Origin of the sequence: Rahnella victoriana, from assembly GCF_021276285.1 — a bacterium.
GTDB classification, from domain to species: domain Bacteria; phylum Pseudomonadota; class Gammaproteobacteria; order Enterobacterales; family Enterobacteriaceae; genus Rahnella; species Rahnella victoriana.
Window position 1 is genome coordinate 63,463 of sequence record NZ_CP089919.1, and the last position, 16,113, is coordinate 79,575.

The window sequence follows — 16,113 nt, forward strand, 5'->3', positions numbered from 1 at the left end:
TCTACTAGACTTATCAATATCCTGAATTGTTCAGGAGAGCCATTAAGGGAGTTTCAGAATGGGTATCGTTAAGACCATTATTGTGCTGGCGGTGATTTATGCGATTTTTCTTTTTTCGGGTTACGGCGTGACCGTCGGCAGCAGCGAGAATGCGGCAGGACTGGGACTGAAATGTCAGTACTTAACCGCCAGAGGGATCGTCAGTTCGCAGTATATCCATTCTGACAGCGGCGTCATTGGTGTCGCAAACTGTCCGATTTTCAAGCAGGTCGGTGAAGTCGTCGACAACAAATAAAGCTCATTTTTATTGCAGGCTTTCATTGTCATGCCCGCTGATGCAGGCATGACACTGTTTATCAGCTGTCGTGCTTAGTGAATTTCAACTCGATCAGCGAAATGGCTTTCTCGATAGCACGCTTGGTCACCGGATCGGCTCCGGCAGGATGCTTGCTGAAATCAATACTTTTCAGCTGATGAGACATCTTTTCGCGCACTTCAGCAGGCGCAATAATTTCAATCACATCCAGAATTTGTTTGATCACCAGCTGGCACGCCACCAGATCGGATTCGATTTCCTGTTCTCTGTTTAAAGACTCGGACATGCGTTACTCCTTTCATTACGGTCATTCATAAAAATTATGGTCGCGAGGATATCACGCCCTTTATTGAAATTCTCTTTTCTGCCTTCGCAGGCTTTTTCACCCCCGTCAGAGCGGACAAATAAACAGCAAACGCACAGCCTCACATGTTGTTAATGCTGCATTGGATCTATGCTTAATCTGATGACAAAGGAGGAGACGCGCTATGTTCGCACTTGTTTTGACTATTTGTTATCTGGGCGGCGGATGTGAAGATTTAGTCGTGGATGCCTTTAATACTCAGAAACAATGCACGGTCGCGATGCATCAGCAAGGCTTACGCCAGGCTGGCTGTTACCCTATTGAAGATTTTATCGATGGCTACTGGATCCCGGCGCATGAGAATGCCGATTTTTAATCCTGTGTGCCACCTTTCACAGAGTGGGTCTAAAAGCCTTATAAAGATTGCTAAACTGTCCGAACAAAGGTATGAATACCCTGTTACTCATTGATATTTAACCATATTGACAGGGCAGGAAATGGCAATGACGATACGTAAAACTTATGGGTGCTTCAAAAAACTACCACTGGCACTCCTTCTCTCCGCGACGTTCATGACTTCTTTCGACACACACGCCGCGACCGTTCCCGCAGGCGTTGAGCTGGCAGCCAAACAGGAAATTGTCCGTAACAATGGCAGTGAACCCGCCTCACTTGACCCGCATAAAGTTGAAAGTGATGTGGAATTCAATATCCTCAGCGATCTGTTCGCAGGCCTGATCTCCATCGACAACCAGGGAAATGCCCAGCCATCACTCGCAGCCAGCTGGGAAACCAAAGACAATAAAACCTGGGTTTTCCATTTGCGTCCCGGCATCGTCTGGTCTGATGGTTCCCCTATTACCGCGCAGGATGTGGTGTTCAGCTGGCGCCGTTTAATCGATCCTAAAACGGCATCACCTTATGAAAGCTACCTGGGCAGTATGCATATGCTGAATGCGGCTGAAATCATTGATGGCAAAAAGCCGGCGGACCAGTTGGGCATCAAAGCGCTGGATAAACAGACGCTGGAAATTACCCTCGATCAGCCGCTTTCCTATTTCCTCGGTATGCTGGCGCATCCCTCGCTTTCCCCTGTCAGTCAGGCGGATGTTGAAAAATACGGCGACAAGTGGACACAACCGGGCAACCTGATCAGCAGCGGTCCTTTCAAACTTGACACCTGGACGGTTAACGAACGCATTACGGCGGTCCGCAACCCGAATTATTGGGATAACGCCCATACCGTCATCAATAAAGTGACCTATTTACCGATAGCCTCCGGCACGGCCGACGTTAACCGCTACAAAGCCGGGGAAATCGACATTACCAATACCATCCCCACGCCGCTATTTGCCTCGCTGAAAAAAGAACTGGGTTCGCAGGTTCATGTCAGCCCATATCTGGCGGTGTATTACTATGCGATGAACACCCAGAAGCCGCCGTTTAACGATGTCCGCGTGCGTAAGGCGCTGAATCTGGCGATTGATAAATCGATCATCGCCGATAAAGTGATGGGTCAGGGACAAACGCCAGCCTGGCATCTCTCGCCGGATAACACCGGTGGTTTTACCTTCGCCAAACCTAAAGAAGCCAGCCTGACGCAGGAACAGCGCAACGAAGAAGCGAAAAAACTGCTCACCGAAGCCGGTTTTGGCCCCAACCATCCGCTGAAATTCAACCTGTTGTATAACACCTCGGAAGCACATCAGCGCATTGCGATTGCCGCCGCGTCGATGTGGAAAAAGAATCTGGGTGTAGACGCTGTTCTGCAAAATCAGGAATGGAAAACCATGCTGGACACCATGCATCAGGGGACATATGAAGTGGTGCGTTATGCCTGGATTGCTGACTACAACGAACCCTCCACGTTCCTGAATACCTTGCGTACAGGCAACAGTGAGAACACGCCTAAATTCAGCAATGCAGCTTATGACCAGGCGCTTAATGATGCGCTGAAAGCCACAGACAAAGCGGATGTGGGCAAAGCCTATCAGCGGGCAGAAGAAGTATTAACCGAGCAGTCGCCGGTGATCCCGCTGTATCACTATGTCAGTTCACGTCTGGTTAAACCTTATGTCGGCGGCTTCAACGACAGCCTGCTCAATTACATTTATACCAAAGACTTGTATGTAATTAAGCACTAACAGCAATCCGTTTTTCCTTCCGGTGACACCCGCCGGAAGGAAAATCCTCCCCGCGCTTTCCCTGCCCTTTCGCGATCTCCGCCAACACTTGCCACGCGCTGCTCAGATGGTAGATTGTACGTAAATCACACGAAACGGGAGCGAATATGAAATTCTCGGAAAGTGAGATCCAACCGCTTTGGGATGAAGTGGCGCGTATTATCGGAGACGGTGTTATTCAGATGCGCCACAGAGGGGAACCTCTGAGTGCCGATGCGCTGATTGGTTATCTCGATCAACAACTGGCCTGTGCTACCGGTGTTCAGCGACGTATCCTGCTGGGCGCGGCCATCAATATGCTAAAAACAGACCGCCGTTCCTGAGCGCGCGACGCGACAAAACCTCGTCGCCTTTTCGGGCAACAAGTCGTCCTTTCATTTTCTTTCTGACGTCACTTAGATTGCGCTGCCCGCCCCTGTGCAAATAAAAAAATGCGCTGGGTAATGTCGTCGGCACCCAGAATATTTCCTTTCTGCTCCAGATTCGCCCTGGCATAGGCCACATCATGAGCCTGATCGACCATGCTGATCACCCGATCCCGGGTGGGCTTATCGAGTATCCCGAGCAACGTCGTCAAAATCGCCTGATAGGCATTTGAGGCATACGTCAGTTGTCTTTCACGTTGTTCCAGCGCGTCAATGCGAACCATCAGGGCCTGCAATTGTTCTTGATGCGTCATAGCGGCATCCTTCTTCACGGGTGGAAAATAACCGGAGACAGCGGAGAAAGAAGTTCTCCGCCGGTTACTGACATTAAGTTTAGCAGACTTAAAAAAGTGCATTACTTCCCCGCCTGCGCGCAAAGTAAACCCTTGTTCAATGAGTCGTTAACCGCTTCAGCAGTTGTAACTGTCCTCTTTTTCTCTTGTCACTTGCCGCATGCGGGTTCACGCCTCAGACAGGTAACAACCGCAGTACCTGCTTACAGATCGCAAAATGACAAAGCGTGGCGGGTTATGACATTTTCAGCCACAGCACGACATGTTCATTTTAGGAGAGTGAAGTTGAAAAAAACGATGTTGGGTACCGCCCTGTTCAGCATGCTGTTCATAAGCGCATTTGCGCAGGCGGAAGGCTGTCTTAAAGGCGCGGTCGCAGGAGGGGTGGTCGGTCATCTGAAACATCATGCGGTACTCGGCGCTGTCGCCGGATGTGCTATCGGACATCATCTGGCAGCGCAGGCCAAAAAACAGCAGGCCGCCGCCAAATAACCGCCATCAGGGCAGTAAGATGCCCTGATGGACTGAGTGACTCATTATTGCTGCGCGGCCACGACGCGGTTGCGGCCATCCTGCTTGGCTTTGTACAGCGCTTCATCGGCTTTTTTCAGCGCGGTTTCAGGTTCACCCTGTTGCAGATCCCAGTGCGCCACACCTAATGAAATCGTGATCGGGCGGATCCCTGGCAACACCAATGTTTCCACATTCAGTCGCAACCGTTCGGCAATCGCTTGTGCTTCTCCTGATGCCGTCCCCGGCAGTAAGACCAGAAACTCTTCCCCGCCGACACGGCAGAGAATGTCACTTTCACGGGCATTATGGCGGATTTGTTCTGCCAGCGATTTAATCACTTCATCACCGATATCATGTCCGTACGAATCATTGATCGACTTAAAGTGATCGATATCCAGCGCGATAACAGAAAATTGCTGCCGCAGCTGAACCACAGATTCCAGCGTCATCGCCAGTCCGCGTCGGTTAAACAGACCGGTCATCGGATCCGTTTGCGTTTCAAACTTGAGCTTGCCGATTTTCTTTTGCAGCAGATTAATGCCGATCAGCAGGGCGCGTTTAAGCTGGGTCGATTCAAAATACCACGACGGGATTTCGCGGATATTGGTGGAGATATCCGGCTTATCCATTTCATTGGCACTTCGCGCCAGCAGCCAGAGCGGATGCGCAATCATTCGCGAGAACAGCCAGACGCAGAGTAACGTCAGCAGCGCCAGCGGAGTCAGGTGTTTCAGCACCTTGACCATCAGCCCTTCCAGCGGTTTCAGCGTCGCCCCGGTAGGTCGCTGGGTGATTATTTCCCAGCCGGAGGACGGCACCACGGCATAACCGGCCAGCATCGCCTCCCCTGCCAGATTGGTGACCATCAGGCTGCCATTGGTGTGCTGTTTGACCACTTCCGTCACCGGACGCGGCTTCACAACTTCGCCGATACGAAACGCATCCGGGTGATAGAGGATACGGCGCTCGTTATCCAGCACCGCAATATACGAGCCGTCGCGGTAATAATGTTCACCCAGTAATTCATTGAGAATGCTTTTCTGACGCAGATAGATAGTACCGGCGATATAGCCTAAATATTTGCCGTCTGTGGTGAAAATCGGCGTGGAAATCACGATCACCAGATTCTGAGCGACCGAGATATACGGCTTGCTGATCAGCGGCCGGCGTTCTTTCAGCGCTTCGAGCGCGCCGGGCGTTTTCAGAATATGGCCAACCAGTTGCAGGCTGTCAGGGGACGTCGCCAGAATTTTGCCTTGCGCATTGGTCAGCACGACAGAATTAAAACTGTCCGTCTGGTATTTGAGCCGCGCGGTTTCCGACTGAAGAACATCAGGATCGTCGAAATGGCTCGCCGCGATCACACTGCTGTAGGCAAGCTGCTTTTGCATACTTTTCAGAAACTGTTCCGTACTGGCCGCCAGTTTCGTCGCGTACACGCGATTCTCTTCAAGCGTATTGTCGATCAGTAACTGGCGCTGAACACGATAACTGGCATAAAAGCTGTTGGCCAACGTCACGAAGGCACTCATCACAGCTAAAATCAGAATCAGGCGTCGCAGATCAATACGGAACAGAGAGTGGGAGAGGAGTGAGCGCAACAAAAAGTCATTCCTGTGGCAAAAAGTCGCTCATATGTAACACCGCAGCCGGGGATGCACAATAAGGCCGAAAAAATAAACTATTATCTGACTGAATCCGCAGTAAAAATAGGTGCTTGCTGCGGCGTTACCTTAAATCAAATTCCTGATATTTTTAGCATTAAGTCAAATTCCACCCCATCGGGTTTGCCCCTCTTCGTCTGTTTATGCCCTCAAAAAGCGCTTTCTTTTGCGGCAGGTCATTGCCTGAATAATCGCTATATGATTTATTATACAGCGCTTGATTGATGAGGAATGTGGAATGCAAAACCATTTTGGGAAAGGGCTAAAAGCGGGTCTGTCTGCCGAAAGCGCATGGCCTGCATCGCAGGTGTCAGGTTACTGCAAAGAGTATTTGCGCGGCTTTGTTTTGGGCTATGCACATCAGCAAGCTCAACTGACCGGAGATGATAATAACGCGGCTTTTGAAGCCGGGGTGTTGTCACGCAACTACTGTCTGGATAAAGATCTGGTGGCCGAGTTCTTCTCCGCCAGTGCCAGACATCCCTCCAGAGCCTTTTTTCTGGTGGGCTACGAAGGTATTGCGAAAAACGTTGAAGAAACCCCCGCGCAAAACCGCCTCAGCTGAATTTTACACATAAAAAACGGAGGCATTAAGCCTCCGCTGATCTTTCAACTATCCCGCAATTACATATTTGCGATCATGTCGTCGGCAAACTCGCTACATTTACGCAGTTTGGCGCCTTCCATCAGACGTTCGAAATCGTAAGTCACAGTTTTATTGGCGATAGCGCCTTCCATGCCTTTCACGATCAGGTCTGCGGCTTCGAACCATTCCATATGACGCAGCATCATTTCTGCAGACAGGATAATTGAACCCGGGTTCACTTTGTCCTGACCGGCATATTTCGGTGCAGTACCGTGAGTGGCTTCAAACAGCGCGCAATCAGAACCGATGTTTGCGCCCGGTGCGATACCGATGCCGCCAACCTGCGCCGCCAGGGCGTCGGAAATGTAGTCACCGTTCAGGTTCATACAGGCGATCACGTCGTATTCAGCAGGACGCAGCAGGATCTGTTGCAGGAATGCATCGGCAATCACGTCTTTAATGATGATGTCTTTGCCGTTGTTTGGGTTTTTGATTTTCACCCAAGGGCCGCCGTCGATCAGCTCGCCGCCGAACTCTTCACGCGCCAGCTGGTAGCCCCAATCCTTGAAGGCACCTTCGGTGAACTTCATGATGTTGCCTTTATGAACCAGCGTCAGTGAATCACGATCATTGGTGATGGTGTATTCAATCGCCGCGCGAACCAGACGTTTAGTGCCTTCTTCGGAGCAAGGTTTGATACCGATACCGCACTCTTGTGGGAAACGGATTTTCTTCACGCCCATTTCGTCTTGCAGGAACTTGATCACTTTATCGGCTTCAGCAGAACCCGCTTTCCATTCGATACCGGCATAGATGTCTTCGGAGTTTTCACGGAAAATCACCATGTCGGTGTCTTCCGGGCGTTTCACCGGGCTTGGTGTGCCGGTGTAATAACGTACCGGACGCAGACAGATGTACAGGTCGAGTTGCTGGCGAAGTGCCACGTTCAGGGAGCGAATGCCGCCGCCAACTGGCGTCGTCAGTGGGCCTTTGATAGCAACACGGTAATCACGGATCAGATCGAGGGTTTCTTCTGGCAGCCAGACGTCTTTACCGTACAGCTCTACGGATTTCTCGCCGGTGTAGATTTCCATCCAGGAGATTTTACGCTCACCTTTGTAGGCTTTCTGAACAGCCGCATCAACGACTTTGATCATGGCAGGCGTCACGTCAACACCGATGCCATCACCTTCGATAAATGGGATAACAGGATTATTAGGAATGACCAGTTTACCCTGAGCGTCTACTGTAATCTTTTTACCTTCAGCCGGAACAACTACTTTGCTTTCCATTAACCTCTCCTTCGAGCGCATTTTTGTTAAAAATTTGTAAGATGCCGGTCGATATTACTCGAATATTTCTCGCTAGCCAATCCGAAACATTTTTCAAGTATAATGCGCTAATTCTCTCTAACTTCAATGCCTATGAACCCGCTATCTTTTAAAAATCACAACGTTAAACGTTTCAGCAAAAGGCCCGCCAGAGCACAATCTGCCCCAAAAGGGCCGCTTAAGGTGATTCTTTTCAATAAACCGTTCGATGTACTGCCACAATTCACTGATGAAGCGGGTCGGGCGACACTTAAAGATTACATTTCATTAACAGATGTTTATGCCGCAGGGCGTCTTGACCGGGACAGCGAAGGTTTACTGGTGCTGACCAACGATGGCAAACTGCAGGCTGCGCTGACCCAACCGGGTAAACGCACCGGTAAGATTTACTTTGTTCAGGTCGAGGGCGAACCGGATGAAGCGGCGGTGAAGGCGTTGCGCGAAGGCGTCACGCTAAAAGACGGGCCTACCCTGCCCGCTGGCGCCGAGATTGTGCCGGAGCCGGAATGGCTCTGGGCGCGCAATCCGCCCATTCGTGAACGCAAGACGATCCCGACCGCGTGGTTAAAAATCACTTTATACGAGGGAAAAAACCGTCAGGTGCGACGCATGACCGCGCATGTGGGATTACCCACGCTGCGCCTCATCCGTTACAGCATGGGCAACTACACCCTCGGCGACTTGCAACCCGGCCAATGGAAGGAAATCCCACATGTTTAAACCGCACGTCACTGTCGCCTGCGTGGTGCAGGCACAGGGAAAGTTTCTGGTTGTTGAAGAAACCATTCACGGCAACGTCACCTGGAACCAGCCTGCCGGCCATCTCGAAGCCGATGAAACCTTAATCAGCGCCGCAAAACGCGAGCTGTACGAAGAAACCGGCATCCACGCCGAGCCGCAGTCATTCCTCGGTTTACATCAGTGGCAGGCGCCGGACGGCACGCCTTTCCTGCGTTTCGCCTTCGTGATTGATTTGCCTGAAATGCAAGATACCGCGCCGCAGGACGATGATATAGACCAGTGCCGCTGGGTCACCGCTGAGGACATTCTCGGGTCTGCGCAACTGCGTTCGCCGCTGGTGGCCGAAAGCATCCGCTGCTATCAGCAATCGCCGCGTTATCCTCTGGAAATCCTGCACAATTTCAATCTGCCGGAATAACGGCCCTTCTCCGGTTGTTGCCACGCAGTTAATCAGCGATGCAGCAACCGGCCTGACGTGATAAAATTTTGCGCTTCACGATTTACCTCGCGTGAAATCTTAGTAGCAGTACCTCTCTGTTCGGTTTCTGTGGTGTTCGGTTTTTTGTGATGTTTTGGATGCGCGCGGCCTTCATCCTCGTGAGTCAAGCATCAGAATAAACACCGTCAGTACCGGGCAATTAATTCATGTGTTTCGGGACTATTATGTCTGACAACAGCCAGAAAAAAGTGATCGTCGGGATGTCCGGCGGTGTCGATTCCTCTGTCTCTGCGTACCTTCTGCAACAGCAGGGTTATCAGGTTGAGGGCCTCTTCATGAAAAATTGGGAAGAGGATGACGACGAAGAATATTGCACAGCCGCCACTGACCTTGCGGATGCACAAGCCGTTTGTGACAAGCTCGGTATTGAACTGCACACCGTGAATTTCGCGGCGGAATACTGGGACAACGTGTTCGAATTATTCCTTGAGGAATATAAAGCCGGACGCACGCCAAACCCGGATATCCTGTGCAATAAAGAAATCAAATTCAAAGCCTTCCTGGAATTTGCAGCTGAAGATCTGGGCGCGGATTATATCGCGACCGGTCACTATGTCCGCCGCCAGGATATCGACGGTGTCAGCCATTTACTGCGCGGCGTTGATGGCAACAAAGATCAGAGCTATTTCCTCTACACGCTCGGTCATGAGCAGGTCGCACAAAGCCTGTTCCCGGTCGGTGAGCTGGAAAAACCGGAAGTTCGCCGTATCGCCGAAGAGCTGGATTTAATCACTGCGAAGAAAAAAGACTCCACGGGGATCTGCTTCATCGGTGAACGCAAATTCCGTGATTTCCTGGGGCGTTATTTACCGGCGCAACCGGGCGTGATCAAAAGCGTTGACGGTCAGGTGATGGGCGAACATCAGGGTCTGATGTACCACACGCTCGGCCAGCGTAAAGGTCTGGGCATTGGCGGCCAGAAAGACGGCAGCGAAGAGCCGTGGTACACCGTCGAGAAGGATGTGGAAAACAACATTCTTTACGTCGCCCAGGGCCATGAGCATCCGCGCCTGATGAATGTCGGTCTGATTGCCCAACAGCTGCACTGGGTCGATCGCCAGACGCTGACCGCGCCGCTGACCTGTACCGTGAAAACCCGTTACCGTCAGGAAGATATTCCGTGCGGGGTGACGCCACTGGGTGAAGACCGCATCGAGGTGCGTTTCGATGCACCCGTTGCTGCCGTCACACCGGGTCAGTCCGCCGTGTTTTACCTCGGCGAAATCTGTCTCGGCGGGGGCATCATTGAACAACGCCTGCCGCTGCAAGGCTGATACGGCTCAAATATGTGGTTGAATACGGGACGCTTTCGGGCGTCCCGCTTTATTTCTGTCCGGCGATGACACTCTGCACTGATTCCGAACTGTGTTTAGGAGCCGTTTTATGGCATGATCTGTCGCCATGAATTTGGGCTGTTTCTTTGTCACCGCGTCTCATCGTTTCAAAACGCTTACAGGAGTAAACGTGGCTAAAAATTATTATGACATTACGCTGGCTTTGGCGGGGATCTGTCAGGCAGCGCGCCTGGTTCAGCAACTGGCACACGAAGGCCAATGCTCGCAGGAAGAAATGTCAGTATCACTGCGCAGTTTGCTGGAAATGAATCCGGCCTCCACGCTGGCGGTGTACGGTAATAATGAAGCTAATCTGAAGATGGGACTGGAGACGCTGCTGGGCGTCCTGAACGCCAACCGTCAGGGGCCGGGCGCTGAGTTAACGCGTTACGCATTAAGCCTGATGGTGCTGGAGCGCAAACTGTACGCCAATAAAGCCGCCATGAATCAGCTCGGTGAACGCATCGATCAGCTTGATCGTCAGCTGGCACATTTCGAACTGGAATCAGAAACGATGATCAGTTCCCTGGCCTCGATTTATGTCGATGTGGTCAGCCCGGCGGGTCCGCGCATTCAGGTCACCGGTTCGCCGACTATTTTGCAAAATGCTCAGGTGCAGGCGAAGGTTCGCGCCATTCTGCTGGCCGGTATCCGTTCTGCGGTACTGTGGCACCAGGTCGGCGGTGGCCGTCTGCAACTGATGTTTTCCCGTAATCGCTTGTTTGAACAGGCGAAAAATATTCTCGCTCATTGTTAATAAGATCCCAGGAGTTGCTACCGATGGAATTATCCTCACTGACCGCCGTTTCCCCCGTTGATGGACGCTACGGTGATAAAGTCAGCGCGCTGCGTACTATTTTCAGCGAATTTGGCCTGCTGAAATTCCGTGTGCAGGTTGAAGTACGTTGGCTGCAAAAACTGGCAGCCTGTGCAGAAATCAAGGAAGTTCCTGCTTTTGATGCCGACGCAAACGCTTTCCTCGACCAGATCGTGGCGAATTTTGATGTTAATGACGCACAGCGCATTAAAGATATTGAAAAAACCACCAACCATGACGTCAAAGCGGTTGAGTACTTCCTGAAAGAAAAAGTGGCCGCCATCCCTGCCCTGCACGCGGTGTCTGAATTCATTCACTTTGCCTGTACCTCTGAAGATATCAATAACCTGTCCCACGCGCTGATGCTGCAAACCGCACGTCAGGACGTTGTGCTGCCGTACTGGAAGCAGATTATTGATGCCGTGAAAGATCTGGCGCACAAATACCGCGACATTCCGCTGCTGTCCCGTACCCACGGCCAGCCTGCAACGCCATCCACGATCGGTAAAGAACTGGCTAACGTCGCTTACCGTATGGATCGCCAGTTTAAGCAACTGCAGAACGTCGACATTCTCGGCAAAATCAACGGCGCCGTGGGCAACTACAACGCGCACATCGTGGCGTATCCGGAAGTGAACTGGCACCAGTTCAGCGAAGAGTTTGTCACGTCGTTGGGCATTACCTGGAACCCGTACACCACCCAGATCGAGCCGCATGATTACATCGCCGAACTGTTTGACTGCGTGGCGCGTTTCAACACCATCCTGATCGACTTCGACCGCGACATCTGGGGTTACATTGCCCTGAACCACTTCAAGCAGCGCACCATCGCGGGCGAAATCGGTTCGTCTACCATGCCGCACAAAGTGAACCCGATCGACTTCGAAAACTCCGAAGGTAATCTCGGCCTGTCCAATGCGGTATTGCAGCATCTGGCCAGCAAACTGCCGGTTTCCCGCTGGCAGCGCGACCTGACGGATTCCACCGTGCTGCGTAACCTCGGCGTGGGTCTGGGTTACGCGCTGATTGCGTATCAGGCCACCATGAAAGGCGTCAGCAAGCTGGAAGTGAACGAAGCCAATCTGGCGAATGAACTGGATCACAACTGGGAAGTGCTGGCGGAGCCAATCCAGACCGTGATGCGTCGTTACGGCATCGAAAAGCCTTATGAGAAGCTGAAAGAACTGACCCGCGGCAAACGTGTTGATGCGGCCGGGATGCAGGCCTTTATCGATTCTCTGGAATTACCGGAAGACGAAAAAGTACGTCTGAAAGCCATGACACCAGGTAACTACATTGGCCGCGCCACCACCATGGTTGACGAGCTGAAGTAAGTTTTTACCCTGTTATATTCAGGTGGCGGCCTCAGGGTCGCCTTTTTTATGCCGTCTCTGACGGAAGCCGTTTATAATTCGTTTAGGTTCTGTTGAGGTTTGACGCGCCCGCGTTGACCTCAGGTTGATTAAAATGTTTCTGAATCATTTACCATTGCCTCAGAATATTTAAACCATTTTCCGCGCTGTCAGGATAAGGAATCACCATGCGAATTTTAGTTATTGAAGATAACGCTCTGCTCCGTCATCACCTTTCGGTTCAACTGCGGGAAATGGGCCATCAGGTCGATGCAGCAGAAGACGCGAAAGAAGCAGACTATTTTTTGCATGAACACGCGCCGGATATCGCCATTGTCGATCTCGGTTTGCCGGGTGAAGACGGCCTGAGTCTGATCCGCCGCTGGCGCAGCCATCAGACCAATTTGCCGATCCTGGTGCTCACCGCCCGTGAAAGCTGGCAGGATAAGGTCGCGGTGCTGGAAGCCGGTGCTGACGATTACGTCACCAAACCTTTCCATCTGGAAGAAGTGCTGGCGCGTATGCAGGCGCTGATGCGCCGTAACAGCGGCCTTGCCTCCCAGGTGATCACGCTGCAACCCTTCCAGATTGATCTGTCACGCCGTGAACTGACGGTTAATGAGCAGCCAATCAAACTGACCGCGTTCGAATACACCATTATCGAAACGCTGATCCGCAATGCCGGTAAAGTGGTCAGCAAAGACTCACTGATGCTTCAGCTTTATCCTGATGCCGAGCTGCGTGAAAGCCATACCGTCGATGTACTGATGGGCCGCCTGCGTAAAAAATTACAGGCAGAACATCCGGTTGACGTGATCACGACCGTACGCGGTCAGGGTTACCGCTTCGACATTCGTCCGTAATCACCGGCATGTTCAAAGGACGCTTCATGAAAGGACGTCGTACCCGGAAACCGTTCTCCCTTCGCGTCCGCTTTATGATGGCGACCGCTGCGGTGGTGCTTGCCCTGTCGCTGGCCTACGGGCTGGTGGCGGTGGTCGGCTATATGGTGAGTTTCGACAAAACGGCCTACCGCCTGCTGCGTGGCGAAAGTAACCTCTTTTTCAGCCTGGCCCAGTGGCGCGACAACAAGCTGAGCATCAACGTTCCCCCTGATCTCGACCTCAATACGCCAACGCTGGTGTTTATTTACGACGCCAACGGAAAACTGCTGTGGGCTGAGCGCCGCATTCCCGAGCTGGAAGCGCATATCGATAAAGCGTGGATGAATAAACCGGGCTTCTACGAGCTGGACACCGACACGCAAATCAGCAGCGAAGTGCTGGGCAATAACCCGAAAGCGCAGGATAAGCTGAAGGATTACGACGACACCGACGCCAATGCGATGACCCACTCCATTGCGGTGAATACCTACAATGCCACCTCGCGCCTGCCCGCGCTGAACATTGTGGTGGTCGATACCATTCCGCAGGAATTGCAGCGTTCGGATCTGGTCTGGGAATGGTTCAGCTATGTGCTGCTGGCAAACCTGCTGCTGGTCGTCCCCTTACTCTGGCTTGCGGCATACTGGAGCCTGCGGCCTATCAAAGAGCTTATCCATCAGGTCGCCGAACTGGAAACGCACGAACGTGAATCGCTGGATGAAAACCCGCCCCGCGAACTGCGCGGACTGGTGCGTAACCTGAATATCTTGCTGCATGGCGAGCGTGGCCGTTACGATCGTTATCGCACCACACTGGCGGATCTGACGCACAGCCTGAAAACGCCGCTGGCGGTATTACAGTCCACCCTGCGCGCCCTGCGCAATGGCAAACAGACCACGATAGAAGAAGCGGAACCGGTGATGCTCGAGCAAATCAGCCGCATCTCGCAGCAGATTGGTTATTACCTGCATCGTGCGACGCTACGTTCTGAACAAAACTTGTTGATCCGTGAAGTGCATTCCGTACCGGCAATTCTGGACGGATTGTGCTCGGCGCTGAACAAGGTGTACCAGCGCAAAGGCGTGGTGATCACCGTGGATATTTCGCCGGAAATCACCTTTGTCGGTGAGAAAAATGACTTTATGGAAGTGATGGGTAACGTCATCGATAACGCCTGCAAATATTGTCTGGAGTTCGTCGAAATCAGCGCCGTACACACTGAAAATCAGCTGGTGATTTTGATTGAAGACGACGGTCCGGGCATTCCGGAAAGCAAACGTGAAGTGATTTTCCAGCGCGGACAACGTGCCGATACGTTGCGTCCGGGGCAAGGACTCGGGCTTTCGCTGGCTAACGACATCATCGAACAGTATGACGGCAAAATTATCATCGGCGACAGCCCGCTCGGCGGTGCCAGCATGCGCGTCTGTTTTGGCCTGCAACAGGGTATCGATCTGGAGTAGCGTTTTATCTGCCCATTTTGCCAGCATATTTCGGCGCAATCTTAACCATCGTGCGAAATTTGCTGGCAATTGCCCAACTCAGCCGCAACACCTTCCGTTATAATCATTTACAGACAGTCCTCTTCTTTATCCACCCTCCTTTTAATGCAAGGGAAATACTATGGATTACCAACTCGACCTAGACTGGAATGATTTCCTGCAGCGTTACTGGCAAAAACGTCCTGTCGTGCTAAAACGCGGCTTTAAAAATTTTGTGGATCCTATCTCGCCTGACGAACTGGCAGGACTGGCGATGGAAAATGAGGTGGACAGCCGTATGGTGAGCAATCACGACGGTAAATGGAATGTCAGCCACGGGCCGTTTGAAAGTTACGATCATCTGGGAGAAAACGGCTGGTCGGTGCTGGTTCAGGCCGTCGATCACTGGCACGAACCCTCTTCCCATCTGATGACGCCGTTCCGCCACATCCCTGACTGGCGCATGGACGATTTAATGATTTCCTTCTCGGTGCCCGGCGGTGGCGTAGGCCCGCACCTTGATCAGTACGATGTCTTTATCATTCAGGGCACAGGCCGTCGCCGCTGGCGTGTGGGCGAGAAAGTCGCCATGAAACAGCATTGCCCGCACCCTGATTTGCTCCAGGTCGAGCCGTTCGACGCCATTATTGACGAAGAGCTGGAACCCGGCGATATCGTCTACATTCCGCCGGGTTTCCCGCATGACGGTTATTCGCTGGAAAACTCCCTCAACTATTCTGTCGGTTTCCGTGCACCAAACGCCCGTGAAATGGTCAGCGGTTTTGCCGATTACGTGCTTTCCCGCGAACTGGGCAGCCATCGTTACAGCGATCCGGAACTGGTTGAACGTGAGCATCCGGCTGAAGTCCAGCCTGCGGAACTGAATAAACTGCGTTCCATGATGCTGGATCTGATTGGTAACCCGACGCACTTCAACAGCTGGTTCGGTGAGTTTATTTCCCAGTCCCGCCACGAACTGGATCTGGCGCCGCCGGAGCCGCCTTATCAGGCCGGTGAAATTTATGAGTTGCTGGATTCCGGTGAAACGCTGGAGCGGCTGGGTGGCCTGCGCGTGCTGCGCGTCGGGGATACCTGCTACGTCAACGGCGAAGCCATGACCACGGAACACATCGCTGCGGTGGACGCCATTGCCCGTCACAAAACGGTGACCAAAGAAATGCTGGGCGATGCGCTGGATGACCCATCCTTCCTCGCGTTGATCTCTGCGCTGGTCAACAGCGGTTACTGGTACTTTAACGACTGAGAGTAAGCGATATTTACTTTTCTTATTTCATACAGGGTGCTTCGGCGCCCTGTATTTATTAATAACCCTTCTATTTTATTGACTAATATTCTGGCCAGAAATAATAAAGTAACAGCATGAGTCATT

At 52.1% G+C, this 16,113-nt stretch carries 19 protein-coding genes; 15 read left to right on the top strand and 4 right to left on the bottom strand.

Going from position 1 to position 16,113, the window contains the following annotated elements; genetic code table 11:
* Positions 1 to 58 precede the first annotated feature (58 nt).
* Positions 59 to 295: a YobH family protein gene (locus J9880_RS00370; RefSeq protein ID WP_095921377.1), complete on the top strand. Its 237-nt coding sequence runs from the start codon at positions 59 to 61 to the stop codon at positions 293 to 295.
* A 61-nt stretch (positions 296 to 356) separates the two neighbouring features.
* Here the strand turns inward: J9880_RS00370 and J9880_RS00375 are convergent, their stop codons facing one another.
* The gene (locus J9880_RS00375; RefSeq protein WP_015697897.1) at positions 357 to 602 is read right to left on the bottom strand and encodes a DUF2766 family protein; all 246 of its coding nucleotides are present in this window, start codon (positions 600 to 602) and stop codon (positions 357 to 359) included.
* A gap of 202 nt (positions 603 to 804) precedes the next feature.
* On the opposite strand from J9880_RS00375, the gene J9880_RS00380 reads away from it, so the two are divergent.
* From J9880_RS00380 to J9880_RS00390, 3 genes are all read left to right on the top strand, one after another.
* Complete coding sequence (locus J9880_RS00380) at positions 805 to 996, top strand: YdfD/YebW family protein (RefSeq protein WP_095921376.1); 192 nt, start codon at positions 805 to 807, stop codon at positions 994 to 996.
* Between the two features lie 127 nt (positions 997 to 1,123).
* Positions 1,124 to 2,764, top strand: a complete 1,641-nt coding sequence (locus J9880_RS00385) for an ABC transporter substrate-binding protein (protein ID WP_232769944.1) — start codon at positions 1,124 to 1,126, stop codon at positions 2,762 to 2,764.
* Positions 2,765 to 2,910: 146 nt separating this feature from the next.
* A complete protein-coding gene (locus tag J9880_RS00390; protein ID WP_095921374.1) occupies positions 2,911 to 3,126 on the top strand; it encodes a hypothetical protein in 216 nt (71 codons plus the stop codon).
* Between the two features lie 68 nt (positions 3,127 to 3,194).
* On the opposite strand, the gene J9880_RS00395 is transcribed toward J9880_RS00390, so the two are convergent.
* Positions 3,195 to 3,482 (bottom strand): hypothetical protein, encoded by a 288-nt coding sequence (locus J9880_RS00395; RefSeq protein ID WP_013576208.1) that lies wholly within the window; start codon positions 3,480 to 3,482, stop codon positions 3,195 to 3,197.
* Positions 3,483 to 3,806: 324 nt separating this feature from the next.
* Here J9880_RS00395 and J9880_RS00400 point away from each other — a divergent pair, with 324 nt between their 5' ends.
* Positions 3,807 to 4,013, top strand: coding sequence for a hypothetical protein (locus tag J9880_RS00400; RefSeq protein WP_408637212.1), 207 nt, complete (start codon positions 3,807 to 3,809; stop codon positions 4,011 to 4,013).
* Positions 4,014 to 4,057: 44 nt separating this feature from the next.
* Here J9880_RS00400 and J9880_RS00405 read toward each other — a convergent pair whose 3' ends face one another.
* A complete protein-coding gene (locus tag J9880_RS00405) occupies positions 4,058 to 5,566 on the bottom strand; it encodes a sensor domain-containing diguanylate cyclase (protein WP_162928693.1) in 1,509 nt (502 codons plus the stop codon).
* Between the two features lie 84 nt (positions 5,567 to 5,650).
* Between J9880_RS00405 and J9880_RS00410 the strand changes: the two genes are divergently transcribed.
* The gene (locus J9880_RS00410) at positions 5,651 to 5,923 is read left to right on the top strand and encodes a hypothetical protein (protein ID WP_131694519.1); all 273 of its coding nucleotides are present in this window, start codon (positions 5,651 to 5,653) and stop codon (positions 5,921 to 5,923) included.
* A 13-nt stretch (positions 5,924 to 5,936) separates the two neighbouring features.
* On the top strand, positions 5,937 to 6,263 hold the full coding sequence (locus tag J9880_RS00415; RefSeq protein WP_095921372.1) for a DUF2623 family protein: 327 nt from the start codon (positions 5,937 to 5,939) through the stop codon (positions 6,261 to 6,263).
* Between the two features lie 59 nt (positions 6,264 to 6,322).
* Here J9880_RS00415 and icd read toward each other — a convergent pair whose 3' ends face one another.
* The gene (gene icd, locus J9880_RS00420; protein WP_095921371.1) at positions 6,323 to 7,576 is read right to left on the bottom strand and encodes an NADP-dependent isocitrate dehydrogenase; all 1,254 of its coding nucleotides are present in this window, start codon (positions 7,574 to 7,576) and stop codon (positions 6,323 to 6,325) included.
* Between the two features lie 132 nt (positions 7,577 to 7,708).
* Here icd and rluE point away from each other — a divergent pair, with 132 nt between their 5' ends.
* The 8 genes from rluE (at position 7,709) to J9880_RS00460 (ending at position 15,987) form a co-directional block, all read left to right on the top strand.
* Positions 7,709 to 8,335 (top strand): 23S rRNA pseudouridine(2457) synthase RluE, encoded by a 627-nt coding sequence (gene rluE / locus J9880_RS00425; RefSeq protein WP_095921370.1) that lies wholly within the window; start codon positions 7,709 to 7,711, stop codon positions 8,333 to 8,335.
* Positions 8,328 to 8,774 (top strand): NUDIX hydrolase, encoded by a 447-nt coding sequence (locus tag J9880_RS00430; protein WP_095921369.1) that lies wholly within the window; start codon positions 8,328 to 8,330, stop codon positions 8,772 to 8,774. The genes rluE and J9880_RS00430 overlap by 8 nt, the downstream gene beginning before the upstream one ends.
* 245 nt (positions 8,775 to 9,019) lie before the next feature.
* On the top strand, positions 9,020 to 10,129 hold the full coding sequence (mnmA, locus tag J9880_RS00435) for a tRNA 2-thiouridine(34) synthase MnmA (RefSeq protein ID WP_232769945.1): 1,110 nt from the start codon (positions 9,020 to 9,022) through the stop codon (positions 10,127 to 10,129).
* Positions 10,130 to 10,319: 190 nt separating this feature from the next.
* Positions 10,320 to 10,946 (top strand): high frequency lysogenization protein HflD, encoded by a 627-nt coding sequence (gene hflD, locus J9880_RS00440; RefSeq protein ID WP_095921368.1) that lies wholly within the window; start codon positions 10,320 to 10,322, stop codon positions 10,944 to 10,946.
* Positions 10,947 to 10,969: 23 nt separating this feature from the next.
* Positions 10,970 to 12,340, top strand: coding sequence for an adenylosuccinate lyase (gene purB, locus J9880_RS00445; RefSeq protein ID WP_095921367.1), 1,371 nt, complete (start codon positions 10,970 to 10,972; stop codon positions 12,338 to 12,340).
* A 206-nt stretch (positions 12,341 to 12,546) separates the two neighbouring features.
* A complete protein-coding gene (phoP, locus tag J9880_RS00450) occupies positions 12,547 to 13,221 on the top strand; it encodes a two-component system response regulator PhoP (RefSeq protein ID WP_095921366.1) in 675 nt (224 codons plus the stop codon).
* A 26-nt stretch (positions 13,222 to 13,247) separates the two neighbouring features.
* On the top strand, positions 13,248 to 14,705 hold the full coding sequence (gene phoQ / locus J9880_RS00455; protein ID WP_131692557.1) for a two-component system sensor histidine kinase PhoQ: 1,458 nt from the start codon (positions 13,248 to 13,250) through the stop codon (positions 14,703 to 14,705).
* 160 nt (positions 14,706 to 14,865) lie between these two features.
* Positions 14,866 to 15,987, top strand: a complete 1,122-nt coding sequence (locus tag J9880_RS00460) for a ribosomal protein uL16 3-hydroxylase (RefSeq protein WP_131692558.1) — start codon at positions 14,866 to 14,868, stop codon at positions 15,985 to 15,987.
* Positions 15,988 to 16,113: the final 126 nt, after the last annotated feature.